The organism is Neisseria sp. HMSC074B07 (assembly GCF_001810355.1).
Lineage (GTDB): Bacteria > Pseudomonadota > Gammaproteobacteria > Burkholderiales > Neisseriaceae > Neisseria.
The window spans coordinates 166,678-188,283 of the sequence record NZ_KV800921.1; the positions used below are offsets into that span (position 1 = coordinate 166,678).

Annotated in this window: 24 protein-coding genes, 1 tRNA gene and 1 riboswitch; of the genes, 8 read left to right on the forward strand and 17 right to left on the reverse strand. The window is 52.9% G+C overall.

Annotation, left to right across the window (positions count from 1 at the left end; translation table 11 throughout):
- Positions 1–184: 184 nt before the first annotated feature.
- The 3 genes from hutW to HMPREF2726_RS04465 all read right to left on the reverse strand — a co-directional run bounded on the left by hutW (position 185) and on the right by HMPREF2726_RS04465 (position 4,352).
- A complete protein-coding gene (gene hutW / locus HMPREF2726_RS04455; protein ID WP_070602355.1) occupies positions 185–2,005 on the reverse strand; it encodes a heme anaerobic degradation radical SAM methyltransferase ChuW/HutW in 1,821 nt (606 codons plus the stop codon).
- Positions 2,006–2,468: 463 nt separating this feature from the next.
- A complete protein-coding gene (locus HMPREF2726_RS04460) occupies positions 2,469–3,149 on the reverse strand; it encodes a YiaD family glycine zipper/OmpA-like lipoprotein (RefSeq protein ID WP_009310959.1) in 681 nt (226 codons plus the stop codon).
- A gap of 303 nt (positions 3,150–3,452) precedes the next feature.
- Positions 3,453–4,352 (reverse strand): YoaK family protein, encoded by a 900-nt coding sequence (locus tag HMPREF2726_RS04465; protein WP_070602357.1) that lies wholly within the window; start codon positions 4,350–4,352, stop codon positions 3,453–3,455.
- Positions 4,353–4,648: 296 nt separating this feature from the next.
- Between HMPREF2726_RS04465 and HMPREF2726_RS04470 the strand changes: the two genes are divergently transcribed.
- A complete protein-coding gene (locus HMPREF2726_RS04470) occupies positions 4,649–5,038 on the forward strand; it encodes a hypothetical protein (RefSeq protein ID WP_009310961.1) in 390 nt (129 codons plus the stop codon).
- A 195-nt stretch (positions 5,039–5,233) separates the two neighbouring features.
- On the opposite strand, the gene HMPREF2726_RS04475 is transcribed toward HMPREF2726_RS04470, so the two are convergent.
- From HMPREF2726_RS04475 to tpiA, 4 genes are all read right to left on the reverse strand, one after another.
- Positions 5,234–5,797, reverse strand: a complete 564-nt coding sequence (locus tag HMPREF2726_RS04475) for a hypothetical protein (protein ID WP_003759309.1) — start codon at positions 5,795–5,797, stop codon at positions 5,234–5,236.
- An 829-nt stretch (positions 5,798–6,626) separates the two neighbouring features.
- A tRNA-Leu gene (locus HMPREF2726_RS04480) sits at positions 6,627–6,712 on the reverse strand.
- 13 nt (positions 6,713–6,725) lie between these two features.
- The gene (gene secG, locus HMPREF2726_RS04485; RefSeq protein ID WP_009310962.1) at positions 6,726–7,088 is read right to left on the reverse strand and encodes a preprotein translocase subunit SecG; all 363 of its coding nucleotides are present in this window, start codon (positions 7,086–7,088) and stop codon (positions 6,726–6,728) included.
- 7 nt (positions 7,089–7,095) lie between these two features.
- Complete coding sequence (tpiA, locus tag HMPREF2726_RS04490) at positions 7,096–7,869, reverse strand: triose-phosphate isomerase (RefSeq protein WP_003759302.1); 774 nt, start codon at positions 7,867–7,869, stop codon at positions 7,096–7,098.
- Positions 7,870–8,052: 183 nt separating this feature from the next.
- Here tpiA and HMPREF2726_RS04495 point away from each other — a divergent pair, with 183 nt between their 5' ends.
- From HMPREF2726_RS04495 to HMPREF2726_RS04505, 3 genes are all read left to right on the forward strand, one after another.
- On the forward strand, positions 8,053–8,556 hold the full coding sequence (locus tag HMPREF2726_RS04495) for a GAF domain-containing protein (protein ID WP_009310963.1): 504 nt from the start codon (positions 8,053–8,055) through the stop codon (positions 8,554–8,556).
- A 102-nt stretch (positions 8,557–8,658) separates the two neighbouring features.
- Positions 8,659–9,315, forward strand: a complete 657-nt coding sequence (locus tag HMPREF2726_RS04500) for a protein-L-isoaspartate O-methyltransferase family protein (protein WP_009310964.1) — start codon at positions 8,659–8,661, stop codon at positions 9,313–9,315.
- A gap of 97 nt (positions 9,316–9,412) precedes the next feature.
- Positions 9,413–9,739 carry a rhodanese-like domain-containing protein gene (locus tag HMPREF2726_RS04505; protein WP_009310965.1) on the forward strand — a complete coding sequence of 109 codons (327 nt, stop codon included), beginning with the start codon at positions 9,413–9,415 and terminating at the stop codon, positions 9,737–9,739.
- Between the two features lie 220 nt (positions 9,740–9,959).
- Here HMPREF2726_RS04505 and HMPREF2726_RS04510 read toward each other — a convergent pair whose 3' ends face one another.
- Both HMPREF2726_RS04510 and HMPREF2726_RS04515 read right to left on the reverse strand, forming a co-directional pair.
- Positions 9,960–10,403, reverse strand: coding sequence for a PNPOx family protein (locus HMPREF2726_RS04510; RefSeq protein ID WP_070602358.1), 444 nt, complete (start codon positions 10,401–10,403; stop codon positions 9,960–9,962).
- 64 nt (positions 10,404–10,467) lie between these two features.
- Positions 10,468–11,112: a hypothetical protein gene (locus HMPREF2726_RS04515; RefSeq protein WP_070602360.1), complete on the reverse strand. Its 645-nt coding sequence runs from the start codon at positions 11,110–11,112 to the stop codon at positions 10,468–10,470.
- 261 nt (positions 11,113–11,373) lie between these two features.
- On the opposite strand from HMPREF2726_RS04515, the gene rnhB reads away from it, so the two are divergent.
- Both rnhB and HMPREF2726_RS04525 read left to right on the forward strand, forming a co-directional pair.
- Positions 11,374–11,967 carry a ribonuclease HII gene (rnhB, locus tag HMPREF2726_RS04520; protein ID WP_009310967.1) on the forward strand — a complete coding sequence of 198 codons (594 nt, stop codon included), beginning with the start codon at positions 11,374–11,376 and terminating at the stop codon, positions 11,965–11,967.
- Positions 11,968–12,166: 199 nt separating this feature from the next.
- Positions 12,167–13,126, forward strand: a complete 960-nt coding sequence (locus HMPREF2726_RS04525) for a bile acid:sodium symporter family protein (RefSeq protein ID WP_070602362.1) — start codon at positions 12,167–12,169, stop codon at positions 13,124–13,126.
- 183 nt (positions 13,127–13,309) lie between these two features.
- On the opposite strand, the gene HMPREF2726_RS04530 is transcribed toward HMPREF2726_RS04525, so the two are convergent.
- The 3 genes from HMPREF2726_RS04530 to HMPREF2726_RS04540 all read right to left on the reverse strand — a co-directional run bounded on the left by HMPREF2726_RS04530 (position 13,310) and on the right by HMPREF2726_RS04540 (position 14,761).
- Positions 13,310–14,098 (reverse strand): thiazole synthase, encoded by a 789-nt coding sequence (locus tag HMPREF2726_RS04530; protein WP_009310969.1) that lies wholly within the window; start codon positions 14,096–14,098, stop codon positions 13,310–13,312.
- Between the two features lie 84 nt (positions 14,099–14,182).
- Entirely contained in the window at positions 14,183–14,377 is a 195-nt protein-coding gene (gene thiS / locus HMPREF2726_RS04535) for a sulfur carrier protein ThiS (protein ID WP_003759281.1), read from the reverse strand.
- A gap of 30 nt (positions 14,378–14,407) precedes the next feature.
- Positions 14,408–14,761, reverse strand: a complete 354-nt coding sequence (locus HMPREF2726_RS04540; RefSeq protein ID WP_009310970.1) for a winged helix-turn-helix transcriptional regulator — start codon at positions 14,759–14,761, stop codon at positions 14,408–14,410.
- Positions 14,762–14,865: 104 nt separating this feature from the next.
- Between HMPREF2726_RS04540 and HMPREF2726_RS04545 the strand changes: the two genes are divergently transcribed.
- Entirely contained in the window at positions 14,866–15,885 is a 1,020-nt protein-coding gene (locus HMPREF2726_RS04545; protein ID WP_070602364.1) for a zinc-binding alcohol dehydrogenase family protein, read from the forward strand.
- A gap of 116 nt (positions 15,886–16,001) precedes the next feature.
- Here the strand turns inward: HMPREF2726_RS04545 and thiE are convergent, their stop codons facing one another.
- The 4 genes from thiE to HMPREF2726_RS04565 all read right to left on the reverse strand — a co-directional run bounded on the left by thiE (position 16,002) and on the right by HMPREF2726_RS04565 (position 19,665).
- Entirely contained in the window at positions 16,002–16,619 is a 618-nt protein-coding gene (thiE, locus tag HMPREF2726_RS04550; RefSeq protein ID WP_070602366.1) for a thiamine phosphate synthase, read from the reverse strand.
- Between the two features lie 16 nt (positions 16,620–16,635).
- The gene (locus HMPREF2726_RS04555) at positions 16,636–17,283 is read right to left on the reverse strand and encodes a nuclease-related domain-containing protein (protein WP_070602367.1); all 648 of its coding nucleotides are present in this window, start codon (positions 17,281–17,283) and stop codon (positions 16,636–16,638) included.
- Positions 17,284–17,359: 76 nt separating this feature from the next.
- Positions 17,360–18,430: a WG repeat-containing protein gene (locus HMPREF2726_RS04560; protein ID WP_070602370.1), complete on the reverse strand. Its 1,071-nt coding sequence runs from the start codon at positions 18,428–18,430 to the stop codon at positions 17,360–17,362.
- A 140-nt stretch (positions 18,431–18,570) separates the two neighbouring features.
- Positions 18,571–19,665 carry an FAD-dependent oxidoreductase gene (locus HMPREF2726_RS04565; protein ID WP_070602371.1) on the reverse strand — a complete coding sequence of 365 codons (1,095 nt, stop codon included), beginning with the start codon at positions 19,663–19,665 and terminating at the stop codon, positions 18,571–18,573.
- A gap of 107 nt (positions 19,666–19,772) precedes the next feature.
- Positions 19,773–19,882: riboswitch (TPP riboswitch) on the reverse strand.
- A gap of 346 nt (positions 19,883–20,228) precedes the next feature.
- Here HMPREF2726_RS04565 and HMPREF2726_RS04570 point away from each other — a divergent pair.
- Positions 20,229–20,972, forward strand: a complete 744-nt coding sequence (locus tag HMPREF2726_RS04570; RefSeq protein WP_070602373.1) for a PP2C family protein-serine/threonine phosphatase — start codon at positions 20,229–20,231, stop codon at positions 20,970–20,972.
- 91 nt (positions 20,973–21,063) lie between these two features.
- Here HMPREF2726_RS04570 and HMPREF2726_RS04575 read toward each other — a convergent pair whose 3' ends face one another.
- The gene (locus tag HMPREF2726_RS04575) at positions 21,064–21,471 is read right to left on the reverse strand and encodes a hypothetical protein (protein WP_070602375.1); all 408 of its coding nucleotides are present in this window, start codon (positions 21,469–21,471) and stop codon (positions 21,064–21,066) included.
- Positions 21,472–21,606: the final 135 nt, after the last annotated feature.

The following is a 21,606-nucleotide window of genomic DNA, read 5'->3' on the forward strand; positions in this document are numbered from 1 at the left end:
CCCTCTCCCCGTGGGAGAGGGTTAGGGAGAGGGCGGTAAGCGCGAGCTTACTTTGTGGCAAACGCCAATCTTGCAGGCAGCCTGTCGAATTTCATCGGATATTTACGATGTCGAAAAATAATTTCGTTTGTGCAGGAATGCGGCAATTTCTATCGGTTTCAGGCAAAGGTCGTCTGAAACCCGTTTAAGCTGCCTCAAACAGTTTTCTCATGGCTTCGATTTGGTGTTGTTTGAGTTCGCCTGCTTCGTCGCGGCCGACGAAGATTTTGAACATGGCGCCGCCGTTGCGGTTGATGAAGTTGAGAGAGCAGGTGTCTTTGCCCATAAACGGACGCTCTAAAAGGTAAATGGCGGCGCAGTTTTCGTAATAGATATGACCGTGTACGCCGCCGTCGGTTTCGGGGTGGTCGAAGTTGTAGAAGCCGCGGCCGACTTTGCCGCCGGGCAGTTTGCCGGTAACTTCGACGATGGCGTCGGGGGTGTGGGCGATGAAGGTGACGGCTTCGTCCCAGGCGGCGACGGCTTGGAGGATTTCGACGATGCGGCTGCCTTCGGTTTGGCGGATGCAGTTTTCGGGCAGGCAGCGGATGACGTCTTCAAAGCTGCATTGGTTTTGCGCGGCGAGCATTTCGAGCACTTGGCCGGGATTTTTTTCCAATGATTGGCGCAACATGATTTGTTGTTCGGATGAAAGTTTTTGCATGGTTTGATCCTTTTCTTGGGTCGGGAGGGTGAGCATGAGTTTGCGGATGAGGGTGGGCGACCAGTAGCGGCCGCTGGTGTTCAGGCGGATGAGGCCGTCCGAACCTTGTTCTTCAAAGAGTTGCATTGCCTGCCATTGGGCAATTAGTTTCTGCGCGGCGGCGTTGCCGTCAAACAGCGAGGGATTCAGACGACCTGTTTCCATGTCGTGCTGCACTTGTCCAAGTAGGGTTTTGTTCGGGCTGTGGCCGCTCATGAAGGCGATGTTTTTTTCACCTTTCGGGGTGGCGAGGTAGCTGTCCAAATCGCCCTGCACCTGATAGCTGAAGCCGCCGAAGTTGCCGCCTGCGCCGGAGCCGAACGCCCAGCAGGGGATATTGGATTTGACCAGCGTGTTGTAGCGGTTGCGTTCGCCGCGGCCGGGATAGGCGAAATGGCTGTTGCTGACTTGGTTCCAGCCTTTTTGCTCCAGCGTTTCGACGGCGTAGGCGTATTGGTCGGCCTGAACGTCGAAACCCGGCGGGGCGGGAAATGCGCCTTTCTCCACCATGCGGTTGATGGGCAGCATGGGATAGAGGTTGAAGGCGTAGGTGTCGAGTCCGGACAAAGGCAGGGCGGTGGCGCGTTCGAGGTCGTTTTGCCAAACGGCATCGGTTTGGTTGGGCAGGCCGAACATCAAATCGACAACGATGACGGCATTGATTTCACACAGTTTTTCCAGATAGGCAAAGGCTTCGTCGCCACCGTGTTTGCGGCCGAGGCGGCGGCGGATGGCGGTGTCGAAGGTTTGTACGCCGATGGAAATGCGGTTGGCACCCGCTTCTACGCAGGCTTGGGCTTTTTCGATGTCGAAATGGCTCATACGGCCTTCGATGGTGAACTCGCAGTCGTCGGCAATCGGCAGGTATTGGTAACAGGCACGGATGAGTCTGGCGAGGTCTTGAGTTTGCAGCGCGGTGGGCGTGCCGCCGCCGAAATAGACGGCGCGGATTTTGCCGTTGCCTTGGCGGATTTCGGATTCCGCCGCCAGTTCTTCGATGATTTTGTCGGTGTAAACGCTGCTGTAACTCTCTTTCCATGCGTTGCGGTAGAAGCCGCAGAACACGCAGTGGTTGGCGCAGAAGGGGATGTGCAGATAGGCAAGCGCGTCGGAATCGGCGGCATGGGGGAGCTTCTGCCGCCAGATGTTCTGCCACTGCGGGCGTGGAATCGGTATGCCGCCCCATATCGGCATCAACGCCTGCCGTTCGGGAAAGGCTTTAGGCGCGGATTGGCGCGGTGTCCAAACAATCTGCTTTTCCATAGTTGATTAAAAATGATTATTAATCATATTAGTAAATTAAATCACTGTCATCAGGCAGTGTCAAGGATGATAGAGCGGGAAAACGGAACATGAACAGTGTCGGCAGGTGAATAAATATAGTGGATTAACTTTAAACCAGTACGGCGTTGCCTCGCCTTGGCTCAAAGAGACATTCTCTAAGGTGCTGAAGCACCAAGTGAATCGGTTTCTGTACTGTCTGTACTGTCTTGCGGTTTCATCGCCTTGTCCTGATTTAGTTAAGCCACTATAGTGGTGGAATGGCTTGAGGTTGTCTGAAAAATCAAAGACTTGTTTTGCTTTTGGTCTTAGTGATGAGGCATTCAACCGAAAACCTGATGAATAGGTGACAAAACCGGCAAGCCGATGGCGTAACAAAAAAAGGTCGTCTGAAACCCAAAATCGGATTTCAGACGACCTTTAACTTTATCTTCAGACGGATAGCTTACATTTGCTGTTTCGCCGCGTTGATGGCGTTTTGGTCGGGATTGATCAAAATCTCGACGCGGCGGTTTTGGGCGCGGCCTTCGGCTGTCGCATTGGATGCGATAGGGTGGCGTGAGCCGTAGCCGGCGGTGGTCAGGCGCGAGCCGTTTACGCCGCGGGATTGCAGGTAGTCGGCAACGGCAAGTGCGCGATTTCGGGACAGCGGTTCGTTGATGGCGTCGTTGCCGGTGTTGTCGGTATGACCGTTAATCGTCAAGGTCGTGTCGGGGTATTGCACCAGCGTTTCGGAGGCGGTCGCCAAAGCGTTTCTCGCCTGATCGCTCAATGCCGCGCTGCCTGTGGCGAAGGTGACGTTTTCAGGCATCACCAACTTGATTTGGTTGCCTTGGCGTTCTACTTCGATGTTGGTGTTTTTCAGGTTTTCGCGCAGTTTTTTCTCTTGATAGTCCATGTAGCCGCCTACGCCCGCGCCAATCGCGCCGCATGCCAACGCGGAGTTGCGCGCGCCTTTGCCGCCATGGGTCAGTGCGCCGACGATGCCGCACACTGCCGCGCCGCCTAAGCCGTACATGGCGGTTTTGCTGGTGTTGCGTTGTCCGCTTACAGGGTCGGTTACGCAGCCGGTCAGTGCTAAAGGAATTGCCAACGCGGCAACGGTCAGGGATTTCAAGAGTTTCATTAAGATGTCCTTTCGACAACGACGCAGGGGTCGTCTGAAAATCAGTTGGAAGAAGGAATGGTTCCCGCCATGACTCATATTGCCATTAATCCAATCGCTGTCCGTTCATTGCCCGCGCGTTTCAGGGATAACGCGACGCGGCAGCCTTGATTAAGGTGTTTTTCATTCAAAACAAAAGATTAGATTTGAAGGGGTTGTCATCACGCAGGAGTATCTATTTGATTGGGCAAAAGAAAAGCGATTTGGTTCACTGAGCGCCGATAATTGGCATGGCGGTATGCGGATTTGCCGCGATACCGCTTTTTAACGCTGTTTCGCACGATGCCGCCGATACCATCCCGCCAGCGCAAATTTCAAGCGCACTTTCACATCATAGCCCACAGACCCCGTACCCAAGATGAACAAGACGGCGGATACCGGCAGCGCGAAATGGTGTCCGATTTTGTGGTAGCCCCAAGCACCCACGACGCCGCCCAGCAGAAATGCCCACATCAAGCCGTTCAACAGCCACATCTTCGGCTTATTGACATGAACATGAGGCAGGCGCGGATGATGTTTTTTTGAATAATACAGCGCACGCGAAAGCTCGATGCCCAAGTCGGTCGCCGTGCCGGTCATATGCGTCGAACGGATGGCGCCGCCGGACAAAAGCGTCATCACCGTATTGTGCATTCCCATGATGAAACACATTAAAAACAAAGCCAATGACGGGAAAACCAAATTCCCGTCCCCGATGTTCCACTTCGATGTCGTCAGACCGAACAAGCCGAATATCAGCAGATAAACCGCTTCCAGCCACATGGAAAAACCGAAGCTGCCGCGAAACCGCTTCTGCTGCGTCCACAAAACCACCCAGCCCGAATGCGCTGCGCCGACAATGAAACACAACACGCTGATCAAAGCCACCGCCGCCGTTAACCATTCGCGCAGATAAACAGCGTCTGCCAGCATCGACATCGAGCCGGTAACGTGTGACGTATAACGTGAAAATGCAAAGAAACCGCCTGCGTTGATTGCACCCGCCAACATCGCCATGATATAGCCGAGCCTGCGGAAACGCGCATCGGAAATGTGGTGTTCGTGCAGATACGGCCTGTCCGCCTGCCAAAACGGCGGCGCGTGCAGGCGCTCATGCCGACGCTTGTGGCGGTTGGTCGGCTGCTGTGGCTCGTTTGGTGTTTCTTCGCGATGATTTGCCGTCATATCAATCCCTTTTCAATTTTTCAGACGACCTCGATTCGATTGGATATGGTGCGATATTGTATCGCTAAGGGCTTCTTCAATGAATATGGCGAAATCACTATAAAAAGAGCAGGGTGAGATATGAGGTCGTCTGAAAATGGCTCTTCACTTTTCAGACGACCTCTTGTCAGGTGGTACGGTTTGTTTTGGCCGGGCTTTGCCGTTTTGTCGGTTGAACACGGACGGTACGACAGGCTTCACAATTTGCCGCAAAAGGCGTACATTACCTCTATCCCTTGATATAAAAAGGAAAAATCATGTCTCCCATTCGAGCTTCCCTGATACTGTGCATCGTGGCAACCCTGACCGCTTGTGCCACTACGCCCGAACAAAAAGCCGCCCGCGAACGCGCGCAAAGACGTTATGAACAGAACCTTCAAGTCAGTCTGGCTGCCGAATGCGATCCGGAGACTGCCAAACTGATGCGCAAACAGTTCGAGCAGGCGGAGCAAGTCGGCACGCCCAGTGCAGAACAAAAAGCCTTCCGCCTGAAATACATCGACAAAGTGTCCGACCCGATGTTCCAAGCCTGCTATAAGATGGCATGGCAAAATTATATTTCCCAACAACAGCTGCGCGAAGCACGCTATTACCGCTATTACGACGAGTGGGGATTCCCGTTTTACCGGCCGTATTACTGGTGGTAAGAAACGGCTTGATGTCTGTGCAGCCTTGAGCCGATAGAGTGGGGCAATTGTAGAGAGCCGGCGCTAAGGCGGGCTGTTTGTGGTGTTGCAGTGTCCGTTACCGAAACATGGAGAAAGACAGCGGACGATGTAAAAAAGGTCGTCTGAAAACCCGTTTTCAAGTTTTCAGACGACCTTTCGCTTTATACAACGTCTTTATTTCTTCGCTTTGCCTTTGCCCTTAGCAGGTTTGGCAGGTGCTTTGTTCAATTGGGCCGTAGCGGTTTGGTCCAATACGCAAGACTTGGTGATGATGTTGTCCACGACTTGGTTTTGACCGTTGACGACAGTTTGTTGACGGATAGTCAGCATATTGCCGTCCACTTTGTCGATGTTGGCGTAGTTGGCGCGGTTGGCAATCCATGCCACGCCTTCACCCCAGAAGCCATTGACATCATTGCCAGTGCCGACGATGCGGGAAAGACCCGGAGTCAGCTGGCCTTGGTATTTCACTTGGGCAATCACAGGCTCATCACCTTGGAAGCCGTACATGACATTCAAAGGATCAGTACCGTTTGGTCCGCATTTGTAAGCCACTTCCTTGGTGCGTTCAATATTATTGACTTCCATGGTTTTAGGCGTTTCAGGCGCGGGAGCGGATTGTTGCGCAGTAGGAGTCGGAGCAGTTTCCGGTTTAGATTTAGAGCCGGAGCTGCCACATGCAGACAGCGCGGTAGCGATAAGGACGGCGGGAACGATTAATTTCAGATTGGATTTCATCAAGTTACTCCGGATTTGGTCTATCGGGGTCAGCATAAACTGACAGAAAGCCCTACCTTAACAGAGAAAAGAAGGCTTGTCTCGTCCATATATGAAAACACGATACTCATTATCAATAAAGTGCTATTTGTTCTTTTGAAAACAGTGGATTTGATTTACGCAAAGCTAATTGAAATTAAGTAAAGATATATCACGAATCAACAAAATACCGATTTTGAGGGGAGGATTAATGTTTGGTGCTGCAAGGCGGGGATGATGCTAAGGAAATAATGACGGACGAACTTTGAATCTGGTGAGGGCGATGAAGCCGAAGACTGTGAAAAGGGCAGGGGAAAATGAATGGATTTGGATGAAAGAAATTCTCGCCTTGTTTTCAGTGTTCTGGAAAATGGTGCTTTTAAAATTTGAGTGGATGGGATAAGGCTGTACGTTTGGTGTAAAGCCAATCCTTTTGCTTCAAAGATTTCCTATTTGAGAACGGAAATTTGGGGATAGCAAGTGATAGTCTGAAAACCTCGCCTTTATTGAGTTTGGTTTTTATTGTGGAGATACATTGGATGCAATACTTGGGATACATCGGATAGGGGGAATATAGTGGATTAACTTTAAACCAGTACGGCGTTGCCTCGCCTTGGCTCAAAGAGACATTCTCTAAGGTGCTGAAGCACCAAGTGAATCGGTTTCTGTACTGTCTGTACTGTTTGCGGCTTCGTCGCCTTGTCCTGATTTAAAGTTAAGCCACTATAGTAAGCGGTTTTTCTTTTTATCCGATGCGTTGGACAGAAAAGAGAAACCGCTTAGATTTTTAATTCTAAGCGGTTTCTTGTTTTGGTGCCGACAGCGAGATTTGAACTCGCACAGCCTACGGCCACTACCCCCTCAAGATAGCGTGTCTACCAATTTCACCATGTCGGCATTTGAAAAACTTTTATTTCTGCTGCTGAGGAGCGGGTGCAGCAGGTGCGGGTTGGTTTTCAGCGGGAGCGGCAGGTTTCGGAGCCTGCTGGGTTTGTTTCACATTGCTGAAGTCCAAACCGTGTTTGTTTGTATGGGTATGGATATAAACCATTGCCATGCAGGTTGCGAAGAAGAAAGTCGCTGCGATGGCGGTTGCGCGGCTCAGGAAGTTTGCGTTGCCTGCGGAACCGAATACGCCCTGCGCGCTGCCGCTACCTGACCCGAAGGTCGCGCCTGCGTCCGCGCCTTTGCCGTGTTGCAACAATACTAACACAACCACCGACAAAGCGGAAATAATATTAATAATCCAGATAAGGGTTTTAAAGGCTTCCATATGTTTTCTACGAGGCTTGCGCTGCGTTGATGATGGCGGTAAATGAGTCATATGATAATGACGCGCCGCCAACCAATGCGCCGTCCACATGAGGTACTGCGAAGATGTCGGCTGCATTGTCTGCTTTCACACTTCCGCCGTAAAGAACGCGGATTTTAACATCGCTTCCGCACAAAGACAAGATTTCTTTGTAGATGAATGCGTGCATGTCGGCAATTTGTTCTACGGTGGCGACTTTGCCGGTGCCGATTGCCCATACCGGCTCGTAGGCGACGGCGATGTTTTTGGTGTTAAGTCCATGCAATACGGAGAGTTGGTGGGCGATGACTTCGTGTTCTTTGCCGGCTTCGCGCTCTTCGAGGCTTTCGCCGACGCACAATAGGGGAATGAGGCCTACGTTGAGAACGTTTTCCATTTTGCGGCGTTGGATTTCGTTTTTCTCGCCGAAATAGAGGCTTCGTTCGGAGTGTCCGATGAGGACGATGTCGGTGCCGATGTCGGCGAGCATTTCTGCGGAAACTTCGCCTGTGTAGGCGCCGTTGTTGGGGAAGCGACTGACGTCTTGGGCGCAGGTGAGAATACGGTTGTTGAGGACAATCTGCATGGCGTTGTGCAGTTGCAACAGGTAAACGGTCGGGGCAGCAAGGCCGATGAGGACGCGTTCGGCGGTGGGCATGATGCGGAAGCGGTGCATGAGTGCGTTGTTGTTTTGGAGTCGGCCGTTCATTTTCCAGTTGCCGATGACCCATTTTTGATCCCACATTCCGATTTGGTGATACATCTTTTTTGCTCCGTGTTGTGTTTCTTTGGCTGTACGCTGCGTGTAGCGTGATGTAACGTGAAGTTTAGTGTATATGCGACGGGTTCGCAACTTGAAACGGGATGCCCGGGGTCGTCTGAAATGCTGTTTCAGACGACCTGTTTTATAATAACTGCTTGATATACACATATATAGGACATGGCTATGCACGCGCTTCATTTTTCGGCTTCGGACAAGGCCGCGCTTTATCGGGAGGTGTTGCCGCAGATTGAGTCTGTGGTGACGGACGAGACGGATTGGGTGGCGAATTTGGCGAACACGGCGGCGGTTTTGAAGGAGGCGTTCGGCTGGTTTTGGGTGGGTTTTTATTTGGTCGATACGCGTACGGACGAATTGGTTTTGGCGCCGTTTCAGGGACCTTTGGCGTGTACGCGGATTCCGTTCGGGCGCGGGGTGTGCGGTCAGGCTTGGGCGAGGGGCGAGACGGTGGTCGTCAAGGATGTCAACGCGCATCCCGACCATATTGCCTGTTCGTCTTTGTCGCGTTCGGAAATTGTGGTTCCGCTGTTTTCAGACGACCTCTGTATCGGCGTGTTGGACGTGGACAGCGAACATCTGGCGCAGTTTGATGAAACGGATGCTTTGTATTTGGGCGAACTGGCAAAGATTTTGGAGAAGCGGTTTAAGGCTTCGCGTCAGGCGGCTTGAGACCGAAAAAACGGGCGGGCGGCGCGCGCTGAAGTTGGCGCGGCGGGAGTGTGGTTTTATAATGTCTGCCATTGCTAAAACAATTATTTAACGGAGCACAAAATGGATTTTGAAAAAGCGCGGTTCAACATGGTCGAACAGCAAATCCGTCCGTGGGATGTATTGGATTTTGACGTTTTGGACGCGTTGGAGGAAATTCCGCGCGAGCGTTTCGTGAGCGAGTCTTTGCAGGGCTTGGCGTATGCCGACATGGAGCTGCCGCTTGCCAACGGACATAAGATGCTCGAGCCGAAAATCGTAGCGCGGTTGGCGCAGGGTTTGAAGCTGACCCAAACCGATACGGTTTTGGAAATCGGCACGGGTTCGGGCTATGCGACCGCACTTTTGGCGAAACTGGCGGGTAAAGTGGTTTCAGACGACCTCGATGCCGAGCAGCAAAACCGCGCCAAAGCAGTGTTGGACGGCTTGGCTTTGAACAATATCGATTATGTGCAAAACAACGGGCTGACCGAGCCTTCCGCGGGCGCGCCGTTTGATGCGGTTTACGTCGGTGGCGCGGTGGACCGTGTGCCTGACGTATTGAAAGAACAGTTGAAAGACGGCGGCCGCATGGCAATCATCGTCGGCCGCCGGCCGGTACAGCGCGCGCTGCTGATTACGCGCAAGGGCAACGAATTTGAAGAAAAAGTCCTGTTCGACACGCTGGTCGCGCATTTGGACGACAAAGAAAACCGTCCTTTCGGCGATTTCGATTTTTAATCTTTTGAAATCAAAGGTCGTCTGAAAACCAGCCGGACATGGCGAAACGTTTTCAGACGACCTTTCATCGTTTCCATCATTTCACATACACAATATCATGACGATCCCGCAACTCACCCCGTTGCAACTGCAACAATGGCAGGAAGAAGGCCGCGCGTTCCATCTGCTGGACGTGCGCACCGACGAGGAAACAGCCGTCTGCGCCCTGCCTGACGCCATCCATATCCCGATGAACCTGATTCCGCTGCGCCAAAACGAGCTGCCCGACGACGATTTGCCGATTGTCGTTTACTGCCACCACGGCATCCGCAGCCTGCATACGGCGATGTATCTGGCGGACGCGGGTTTTGAAAATCTGTTTAACCTGCAAGGCGGGATTGATGCTTGGGCTTTGCAGGTGGATGGGACGATGGCGAGATATTGAGATTTCTAATAGGAAAGGGCGGTAGGGCATGGCTGCCGCTTTTTTGTATGCAGATGATCCGAATATCAAAAATCCTGAAATCCGTTTGTCGGTTTCAGGATTTTTGTTTGGGTACTGTTTTTCAGACGACCTTGTATGCAGGGGTCGTCTGAAAACCTTTATCCTTGGGTATTGGGTTTAATCCATCAACGTTGAAACCAATTGCCAAGGGTTTAATGATTCAGGCGTTTTGAGCTTCCCGCTGCCAAAGGGTTTTTTGGGCGAAAACCAGTTTGTTGTCTGTAAATTTCACGTTTTCCAGACGCAACGACCAAACATCGCTTTTCATCGCGCGGGCAAGCGGATGGGCTTTGTAATAGAGGGCGAGCGCTGCTTTTTTCTCTGTTTCGTCGGTCAGCAGTTGCGCGCTGGCCGTCAGCTGTATGCCGTTGATTTTGGCGATATTTTCCGGCTGGCCTGCGATGGTTCCGGCGATGTTCGGATTTTTCAGCATCAGGCTGCCGTGTTTGGAACGTGCCGAAGTCAGGACAATCAGCCTTGCTTGCGCTTCATCGGGCACATAAAAGCAGCAGGAGCTCCAAATTTCGCCGTCTGCGGCTGCCGCAATGCTGATCACATGGTTGGCGTGTAGGAATTTGATGATGTTGTTGGGGATGGGCTGCATGATGGATTTCAATTGAAAATGGTTCGGAAAGCTTGGATTAAAAACTTTCCGAACCGTTGTCCGTTTAGCGTTTCATTTCACTTTCAATGGCGCGGATATTGGCCTGACGGTCGTTGACGGCTTGGGTCAGGCGGCTGATTTTTGCCTGATCGCCTTTTTTCTTGGCGACATTCAGTTGCGCCTGCGCCCTGACCAAAGCCACTTGTTCGTTGCGGACTTCGTTTTCCAAGATTTGCTTGCGGGTCAGTTGCGGCTTGGGTTTGGATGCCGGCAAGATGGGTGCGGGCAGGATTTTGGCTTTGCGGTTCAACTCGGCGGCGCGGGCTTTGGCTGCTTTCAGGTCGCCGACGGAAGTCGCTTCGCCAAGCTTGCCGTTGCGCAATTTGATGTCCAAACGGGGATTGGCGGCTTCTGCCGTGTTGGTTACGCTGCCGCCCGTCGTGCGCGGCAAGACTTTGATGTCGCCCGGCTCGGGAGCGGCTTCCCCGAGGGCTTCTTTCAGGTCGACACGCTCGGGTACGGCCCTGCCGGCTTCTTCAGGGCTGACGTTTGCAGTGCCGTCCGTATGGGATTCGGTGCAATCGTTGCCGATTTTTTTCTCGGTAAATACTGCGTTGCCGTCCACTTTGCAGATATAGCCGGCTTGTGCGAAGAGGGCGGCGCTTCCCAGCCCGAAAGCCAAAATCAGTCGGTAAAAAATCGGTTTCATCTTTATTTCGGTATATGGCAAAGGTTTTGATTATACTATGCAGCCAGTTATAACGAATCAACTTATTTCAAACAAGGTAAAATTTTCCGATGCCGCCTATCATTTTGAGGCGCTGCACAGGGATATCGTGGCGCAAACCTAAACAGGCTGCGGCGATTATTGGGTTAAATATATTGGTTAGGCGGCTGGCGGGGTAGGTGTTCCTCCGTTTCGGCTGCTCCTTAGTTTAAATAATGTCCATTTTTCTATTTTCAAACAACGATGACAAATTCTTTCCTGATTGCCGGCGTTGACGAGGCAGGGCGGGGGCCTTTGGTTGGCAGCGTGTTTGCCGCCGCCGTTATCCTGCCGCCGTCTTACCATTTGCCCGGTTTGACCGACTCTAAAAAACTCAGCGAAAAAAAGCGCGATACATTGGCGGTCTTGATTAAAGAACAAGCGCTGGCATGGTGTGTCGCGCAAGCCGATCCGCAAGAAATTTTCGAACTGAATATCCTTCATGCCACGATGTTGGCAATGAGCCGCGCCATACACGGGTTGGCGATCAAGCCCGATAAGGTGTTTATCGATGGTAACAGAGTGCCGAAGGACCTTGGCGTGGATGCCGAAGCGGTGGTCAAAGGCGACAGCAAAATCATGGAAATTTCGGCGGCTTCCGTTTTGGCGAAGACCGCGCGCGATGCCGAGATGTATGCGTTGGCGGAACGTTATCCGCAATACGGTTTCGACAAACACAAAGGCTACGGCACGGCGCAACACCTCGAAGCCTTGCAGCGATACGGCGTATTGCCCGAACACCGCCGCGATTTCGCGCCCGTGAAGGCGTTGCTGGCGCAGGGCAGGTTGTTTGAGTGAGGGCAGAATGGATTAAAGGTCGTCTGAAACGTTTCAGACGACCTTTTCTTTACATCCCGTTACAAAGCCGTGTATGCTTCGCGTTTAGACGGATGTGAAACAAATATCAACGGCCAAACCAGTTTTGATATTTGTGTGTTGTTTCATTTCACTGTTCTCCTTATCAATAATCTTATCAACCGTACCACACATACTATTTATGGACACTATTGCACGAATCAGCCACTTTGTCGGCAAAACCTTCTCATTTTGGGCAGCATTGTGCGCCGCCGTTGCTTTCTTCGATCCCGAATTGTTCAAATGGGTACTGCCTTACATCACTTGGCTTTTGGGCATCATTATGTTCGGCATGGGGCTGACGCTGACGCCGTCAGATTTTAAAATTGTCGCCAGTCATCCCAAAGCCGTCCTTATCGGCGTGGCAGCGCAGTTTATCATTATGCCGCTGACTGCCTATTTTTTGGTCAAGTTGTTAAATTTGCCTGCTGAAGTTGCCGTGGGAGTGATTTTGGTCGGCTGCTGTCCGGGCGGTACGGCTTCCAATGTGATGACTTTTTTGGCGCGCGGCAATGTTGCCTTGTCCGTCGCAGTGACGTCGGCTTCCACCTTACTGGCTCCGCTGCTGACGCCTGCTATTTTCCTGTTTTTGGCAGGTAAAATGCTCGACATCAATGCGCAGGCGATGTTTGTTTCCATTGTTCAAATGGTGTTGTTGCCCATCGCGCTCGGCGTGATTGCACATACTGTGTTCCGCAAACAGACCGAACGCGCTGCCGCTGCCTTGCCTTTGGTTTCTGTGGTTGCCATTGTGTTGATTATCGGTGCGGTCGTCGGCGCGAGCAAAGGTAAAATTATTGAGAGCGGGCTGTTGATTTTCGGTGTCGTGGTATTACACAACGGCATCGGCTACCTGCTCGGCTTCTTTGCAGCTAAAATCTGCAAGCTGCCGTACGATGCGCAAAAAACGCTCGCTATCGAAGTCGGTATGCAGAATTCCGGTTTGGGTGCGGCATTGGCGGCCACGCATTTTGCCGCAGCCCCTGTTGTCGCCGTACCCAGCGCGCTGTTCAGCGTGTGGCACAATATTTCCGGCTCGCTGCTCGCATCTTATTGGTCGGCGAAAGCAGATAAAGAATCGAAAGCGGAATTGTCCGATTAAAAGAGTTCGGCAAAGGACAAAAGGTCGTCTGAAAACTTTTTCAGACGACCTTTTTCACATACCTGCAACACGCTATTTATAGTGGATTAACTTTAAACCAGCACGGCGTTGTCTCGCCTTGCCGTACTATCTGTACTGTCTGCGGCTTCGTCGCCTTGTCCTGATTTAGTTAAGCCACTATAGTCAATACTCCGCCGAATGCCAAAACGGCTGCCCTACGGTCGGTGTACTGGCTTGCGCTTTGGTACGCGCTTCAACCGGTTCGGCTTCAAATGCCAGCCGTCCGGATTCGACGGCGAGTGCAAAGGCGCGCGCCATGTTGACGGGGTCGCCGCTGCGGGAAACGGCGGTGTTCAGCAATACGCCGTCAAAACCCCATTCCATCACTTGCGCCGCCTGCGAAGGCAAACCCAAGCCCGCGTCGATAATCAGCGGCGTGTCGGGCAGGCGTTCGCGCAGGACCTTCAGCGCATAGGCGTGAACCGCGCCCAAACCCGTGCCGATCGGCGCCGCCCACGGCATCAGCGCCTGACAGCCCGCGTCAAGCAGGCGGCGGCAGGCAATCAGGTCTTCGGTGCAATAAGGCAGCACTTTGAAGCCGTCTTTAATCAGGATTTCCGCCGCTTCGACAAGCTGGAACACATCTGGCTGCAACGTGTCGTCGTCGCCGATGAGTTCGAGTTTGATCCAATCGGTTTCAAACACTTCACGCGCCATCTGCGCCGTCGTTACCGCTTCCTGCACGCTTTGGCAGCCTGCTGTGTTCGGCAGCACCGGGATACCGATTTCTTCCAAAAGCGACCAAAACCCCTGACCGTGCGCCTCGCCGCCGCTTCCCGCGCGGCGCAGCGAGACGGTAATCATCGCGGGACGGGCAGTTTGGACGGATTGTTTGAGGATTTCGGGGGTCGGGTAGGCCGCCGTGCCGAGCAGCAGCCGTGAAGGGAAAGTTTCTCCGTATAGGGTGAGCATGATAGGTTCCTTTTGTCCTGATTTAAATTTAATCCACTATAACGTTGTTTTGGGGACAGGGGTCGTCTGAAAAGGCAAAACCGCCTAGCCGCCGACCACCGGACGCACGATATCGACTTTGTCGTTTTCGTTCAAAACCGTTTCCGCATATGCGCCTTTGGCGACAAATCCGGTATTCACCGCTACGGCAAAAGGCTTTTGCGGCGCGGTTTGGGCGATGAGGTCGGCGATGGTTGTGCCGTGAAGTTCGGCGGGTTCGCCGTTTAAGATGATGTTCATGGTTTCTCGATATTTCGTAGGTAAGTTTCTTTATTCGCGATGCGCCTGTGCTTGCTTGAACCCGTCGCCCCATTCCTTCAATGCCGTCAGCACGGGCGCAAGCGTTTTGCCGTAGTCGGTCAGGCGGTATTCCACTCGTGGCGGGACTTCGGGATACACAGTACGCAAAATGATGCCGGCAGCCTCCAACGCACGCAGTTGCGCGGTCAGCGTGCGCTGCGACACATCGGGCAGGATGCGGCGGATTTGGTTGAAGCGCAGCGTGCCGTCCGTGTGCAGGCGGTAGAGTATCGTGCCTTTCCATTTGCCGCCGATGACGGAAAGTGCGGCTTCCACCGAACAGCCTTCGGCGCAGTCGTAGCTTGGGTGCGGTGTGCGGGGCATGGCAGTATCCTTTATGTAACTATCTGAAAAACAAGTGCGTTCTTGTTAATGGTGTGCTTCAGGCGCATGATACACGCTTTCAGACGACCTAACAGGAGAACCTTATGAAAGCCATCGGTTTCAACCGTCCTTTGCCCGTTTCCAACCCTGAAGCCCTGCTCGACATCGAACTGCCCGAACCCGAGCTGCGGCCGCACGATATTTTGGTTGCCGTGCAGGCGGTTTCAGTCAATCCTGTCGATGTGAAAGTTCGGGTGGCACATACGCCTGCGGCAGGGCAGTACCGCGTATTGGGTTACGACGCGGCAGGCATTGTTCAGGCGGTCGGCAGCGAAGTGCGGCATTTCAAAGTCGGCGACGAAGTGTATTACGCGGGCGCCATCAACCGCCAAGGTTCGAACGCACAATTACAGGCGGTGGACGCGCGCATTGCCGCCAAAAAACCGCGTTCGCTGGATTTTGCCCAAGCCGCCGCGCTGCCATTGACGGCGATTACCGCATGGGAAACGCTGTTCGACCGCTTGGACGTGAACAAACCCGTGGCAGGCGGCGCCAATGCGCTGCTCTTAATCGGCGGTGCAGGCGGGGTCGGCTCGCTTGCCATCCAGTTGCTGAAAAAGCTGACCGACATCCAAGTCATCGCCACCGCTTCCCGCCCCGAGAGCCGCGCGTGGGTGAAGGAATTGGGCGCGGATTTCGTCATCAACCATCATGAAAACATGGCGGAACAGATTGCCGCGTTAAATATCGGCGCGTCATCGTTTGTTTTTTCCACCAACCATACCGACCGCCATCTGCCGCAAATCGTGGAACTCATCGCACCGCAAGGCAGAATCGCGCTGATTGACGACCCCGAAACGCTGGACGTGAACCCGCTCAAAGGCAAAAGCCTGTCGCTGCATTGGGAATTTATGTTTACCCGCCCGCTGCGCGAAACGGCAGACATCGAACAGCAGGGCGAAATCCTTGCCGAAACCGCGCGGCTGGTGGACGAAGGCATCATCCGCCCGACTGCCACCCAAGTCCTGCACGGCATCAATGCCGCCAACCTGCGCCACGCCCATGAGATGCTGGAACGCGGAGATATGGTCGGCAAACTGGTGGTAGAAGGCTGGGACAACTGAATCCACCGATTATTCTTTGCGCCGTTATGCCCGCGTCTACCTGTATAGCATCTGAAATAACGGCAATCGAATATCCTAATTGAGCAGGTCGTCTGAAATTTGGCTTTCAGACGACCTTATTCATTCCACAAATCCCGAAACGCTTTAACCACCGCTTCGGGATTTTCCGCTTCGGTAACGGCGCGGACAACGGCGAGTGAGGAAACGCCGGTTGCCAATACATCTTCGGCGTTGTTCAAATCGATGCCGCCGATGGCGACGACGGGCGTGCCGCCTGCCTGTTTCACATATTCGCGCAGTTTGTCCAAGCCTTGCGGGGCGGTGGGCATTTGCTTGGTTGTGGTCGGGAAAATCGCGCCGCTGGCGACGTAGCTGGGGTGTACGGACAGGGCGCGGTCGAGTTCGGCGACGGAGTGCGTACTTAAACCCAAACGCAAACCAGCGGCGGCGATGGCGGCAAGGTCGGCGATGTCCATGTCTTCCTGTCCGAGATGTACGCCGTATGCGCCCACTTCTATCGACTCGCGCCAGTGGTCGTTGATGAAAAGCTGCGTGCGGCTGCCCCGACAGGCGGCGACGCAGTGGGCGATTTCGCGTTTTAATTCATCGCCGTACAAGGTTTTACAGCGCAGTTGCACCGTGTCGGCACCTGCTTTGACCATGCGCTCCACCCAATCGGCGGTGGGAACGACAGCGTAGAATTTGAGCGGGGATTTTAGGGGCGGGAAGGTCATGGGGTGTCCTTTTAAGTTATCGCTGATGGCGTTCCTGCAGGCGTTCGGTATGCGCCCGCAGTTTTTCGCCGTCGGCTTGGTATTCATTTGAAGACAGCACGGCAGTTGCCGCTTCTATTTCCTGAGGCAGCAATAAGGTCGTCTGAAAACGTCTAATATAGGATGCTGCCTGTCTGATACGGCAGACATTCGGCGGCATTTGCGTTTTCAATTCGCAATCACCGAGAAAAACCACCATCGAATGAAATTTTTCTTCCGGCAGTTGCAGCAGTTCGGATAATGCCTTGATGTGTGCGTAATTCTGGCGCAACGGATTTTGAAAGTAGTGTTTCTGCTTATAGACGACTTGTGTCCATTTCGATTGCTTCTCGCTGCCGAAAATCCAACCTGTGTAATTCTTGGTTTCTATGACAAATATCCCGAAAACCGAAACATAGATATGGTCGATTTGCGTCGTGCCGCTGCGGGACGGAATAATCAAATCGTGAAATTCGATATAGGTTTCTTCATCCAAATCTTTTCCGATTACTGAACGGACTGCCCGTTCGCCTATGCGTCCTTTTACTTTGGGGTTTTGGAGCAGCGCTTTCAAAAGAAGCAGGGGAATGACGAGCAGGAAAATCCAAAAGATACCTGACAGGTTTCCTAATGCTTGTTCAATCATGACGTTTTCCTTTTTGTTTTATTGTTTAATGAAAGTGAGTAGCTTGGTATAGCCATCTGATGAGGTCGTCTGAAACTCATTTCCTGCGTTTCAACAAGGCTTTTGCTTCGGGATAGTCTTTCAAGCGAAACGGGTTGTCGTTCCAAGAGCCGCTTTTCTGTCTTTTGGGTTGTTCGGCAAGTGTGCTGCGGATATCGTGGCGCAGGTGGGTTTCCAGCGGAAGCGGTGTTTCTTCTCCGACAGGCAGGGCGTAGAGCCGTTTGCCGTCGGCGCCGGCGAGAAAGCGTTCGCCTTCAACGGTGTTGCCTTTGCCGTCAAACAGGACGATTTCGTAATACGGATAGCCTTGCACGGGCTGCGACACGATTTCAAAGCGGTAGGCAGCGCGCTCTTCGGCAGTTTTGTATGGCGAATGGTGAACTGCTTCCAGTCCGACAATCAGGTTTTTGTAGCGGTTGATGCGTTGCAAAATATCGCGTTCGGCAGCGGTGTAGGCAAACGGGTGCGGATAAAATTTGCCGTTTCGTTCGATGTCGGAAGCGGCGCGGCGAGTGTTGCTGGGGGCAACGGTATTGCCGCGTGCGTCCATCATGCCCCAAGTGCCGCCCTGTACGGCAGTGTGTTCTTCATCTACATGCACTTCTCGGCAGCCGTCGCAAAATGCGGCATAGCCGTATTCAAACTGTCCTGCCCAATCGTGTTGGGCGGGCGTGACCAAGTTGCCCGCGCGGTCGGCAAAACCGACCTTGCCTTCTTTTGAAACATAGCGGCGTTTGCCTTCTGAAAAATAGTCTGCGGCCAAGTCGTACATCATCGGCTGATATAAAAACTTGCCCTGCCGCGAATGCAGGAAAAACGGCGAATAGGCAACTTTGCCTCGGACTTCTCGGCTGTTGTCGGTAAACAGCAATTCGTCGTCGGCGGTTTCGCCGTGTTTGACGTGTTCGCACATAAATTCGCAGTGGTATTGCGCAGGGACGATGATTTTGCCGCTTGCGGTTTTCGCACCGAATTTGCCGTTTTGTTTGAAATAAATGATTTTTTCGGCAGAACGCGGTTTGGGGTCGTCTGAAATCTTGGGCGCGGCAAGGGCGGCGGAGTGGGCGAGTAAGAGCGCAGGCAGTAAATACAGGGATTTCAGATTCATTGGAAACCTTGCTAATCTAAGTGGATTGATGACGATGCGGCGTTGGCGCGCCTTGCCGTATTATATTCATACAGGCTGGTGTCGGGGTGTGCCGATTTGCTGTAAAACCTATGCCGCGGCGTTTTCAGACGACCTCAAACTTATTTTCCAATATACGCCAAACCGCTTTCTTCATCACGTTCGGGCGCGTCTGTTCCGTCAAACAGGGCGACCGCCAATCTGACGGCGGCGGCGGTTACGGCGGGGGAAATCATGAAGCCGTGGCGGAAAAGGCCGTTGATTTCAATCAGGCGTCGGGCGCGGTTGTAACGGATTTCGGGGTTGTGGTGATTGAGTGTGGGGCGCAGGCCGGTGGCGATTTCGAGAATGTCGGCTTCGCCGAAGGCGGGGTGGACGGCATAGAGTGCGGACAAGAGTTCCAATCCGGAACGTACGCTGGCGGGGGCTTGGCTTTCGCTTTCGATTTGGGTCGCGCCGATGACGAAGATGTGGTTTTCTTTTGGGGCGATGTAGAGCGGATAGCGCGGATGGAGCAGGCGTACGGGGCGGTTGAGCGTGATTTCGGGCGTATAAACCCGCGCCACTTCGCCGCGTATGCCGCGCAAGGTGCTGGTGTGTTCGGGGGATTGGTTCCACGCGGTTTTTGCGCCGTAGCCGCGGCAGTCGATCAGCCAGTCGTATTGGGCTTGCAGGTCTTCGGAGGCGCATTCGTGTTCCCAATGGCAAGGGACGTTCAGCCCGTCCAAAGCGTCGGCAAGTGCAGACAAGATTTGCCGTCCGTCGAGCTGGCCTTCGGTCGGTAGGTAGAGGCCGTCTGAAAAACGTCCTGCGAGCTGTGGTTCGCGTTCGGCGATTTCATCGGCGCGCCAACGGACGATTTCGTCATCCGCCACGCCGCCGCGTTTGAGGTGGCGGACGAACTCGCTAGATAAAGGTTTGTCCTGCCCGTGCCACACGATCAGGCTGCCGTTTTCCTGCATCATGGTCGGCGTTTTCAGACGACCTCGGATGTTGTGCCACAGCGGAACACTTTGCCTGCCCAGTTTGATGACTTCAGGCGTGGCTTCGACCGCCTCCGAAGCAGGCGCGAGCATGGCGGCGGCAACATAAGCGGCGGCGTGTTCGCCTTTGCGCCCGCCCTTGTCAAAGAGGGCAATGGATAAACCTTGTTCTGCAAGTTGTAAAGCAGTCAGACGGCCGCAGAGGCCGCCGCCGAGAATGGCGATACGGGGCATGGTGGATTCCTTTGCAGTGTTTGGGCAGTCGGGAAGACGAAAGACAAGACGGAAGCGGAATCCACCGAATGGCGGGAAATGCGAGAAAGGGAACGGAAGCCTGAAAAGGCGTTTGACAGCTTGTTTCCTACGCAGGCATTACCCCGACAGGTTCTACGGATTCCGCTGATGCGGTCTCAGCTGTTTGCGGGAACAAGCAGCACTCCGACAAGAGGTTTCCAGTTTACATAAAATCGATTGCTTTGGCAAAGTCAGGTCGTCTGAAAAATGGGTTTCGTATTTTCAGATGACCTGTTGTAAGGTGTTTTGGGTTGGTTGAGGAAATGGCGTTAGGGAGAAGCGCATTGGCATTATTGATATATACTGTCGCCAATGAACAAGGGGCTTTGCGATGAAATTCGTTTTTGCGAAAAGCGCGCCGAAGTAGGTTTATTTATAGTGGATTAACTTAAATCAGGACAAGGCGACGAAGCCGCAGATACAGACAGTACAGCAAGGCAAGGCAACGCCGTACTGGTTTAAGTTAATCCACTATAAATCAGGATTGGATTGTCAGGATTACCATGTTTCAGCTTGCCTATTTTCAAATGGTCGGTGCCGGTAAAGCACGCAATCAGGATAACTTGTTTGACGGCACGGCGGTGCGTCAGGTCAGGCTGCACAAAACCCGTGTGTCCGAGGCGGACGATGCCGTGCGGCTGGCCGTGGCCGACGGCGTATCCAGCAGCCCCGCCGCGCATCTTGCCAGCCGGTTTTGGTTGGATGCCTTCGTGCGCGAGGGCGATGCGGAAGGGCGTTTCCTGAGAAGGTTGCACGGCAGCTTCTGCGACACGCTTGCCGAGGAATATTTCGGCTCGTCCTCGACTTTCGCTTCGGCGGTCGTCAAGGCGGACGGTTTGTGCCGCATCTGCAATGTCGGCGACAGCCGTGTTTACCATATATCGGCAGAGGGGCGTTGGCGGCAGGTAAGCCATGACCACACTGTGTTGGCTGATTTAATCGAGCAGGGGGAAGCGCGGGCAGATACAGAATACGCCGATATGTACTATGCTTTGGCGCATTGCCTGATTGCGGATGATGAAGAAACCCATTTTAAAATTTTTACCAATTCATTTACTCTGCAAAGAGGCGAGGCAGTTTTGGTTTGTTCTGACGGGCTGCACGATGCGCTATCTCATGAACGCTTGGAAGCATTATGGAACGCTTCCCCTTCGTTGCCTGATAAGTTGGAAGCCTTACGCCGAGCAGTAAAAAGAGTTCCCTATCATGACGATTGTTCGGCAGCGGTATGTCTGCGGCAAGGATAGGAAACCAATCCTAGAATTGTTATGCAGTTTCTTGAGAACATTTCAAAGGATTGGGGTAAAGGGTCGTCTGAAAAGGGATGCTTAGACCAATTTACATATAACGCATCACATATTTCAACCATCTCATCAACGCCGCCAGCAGTATGCCGATCGACAATCCCACCAAGGCTGCCTGCCACGTCCATTTGATCAGTAGCGCGCTGACCAAACCGCCGATTGCGCCGCACAGATATTTGTCGCGCCGTTTGAATTCCGTTGTCTGCTCGGCTAAATCTTCTTCGATAAAACAAATTGCGAAGAGTGTAGCCAATGCCAGACAGAAGCCGATAATAGGGAGCCAAGGTGTATCAATGTGACCAAGGACTTTATCCAGAATCATATCTCCGCCGTACATCAGTCCGAGAACAGTGGCGATAGTCAGCAATATCACATAGCCCGCTATGTTGCCGGTGACGAGCCAGTCAAGAATTCGTTCGCATAGTTTTTTGAGAAACTTCATGGGGTTTTTTGTGTTGGTAAGTGCAGAATGCTGCTTTTGTTTGAATCAGTAATCAATCTGTTGAGACATAAATTGCCTAATAAGCAATTGCAATAATCAAAAATTTTATTTTAAATTATAAATGTGGTAATGGTG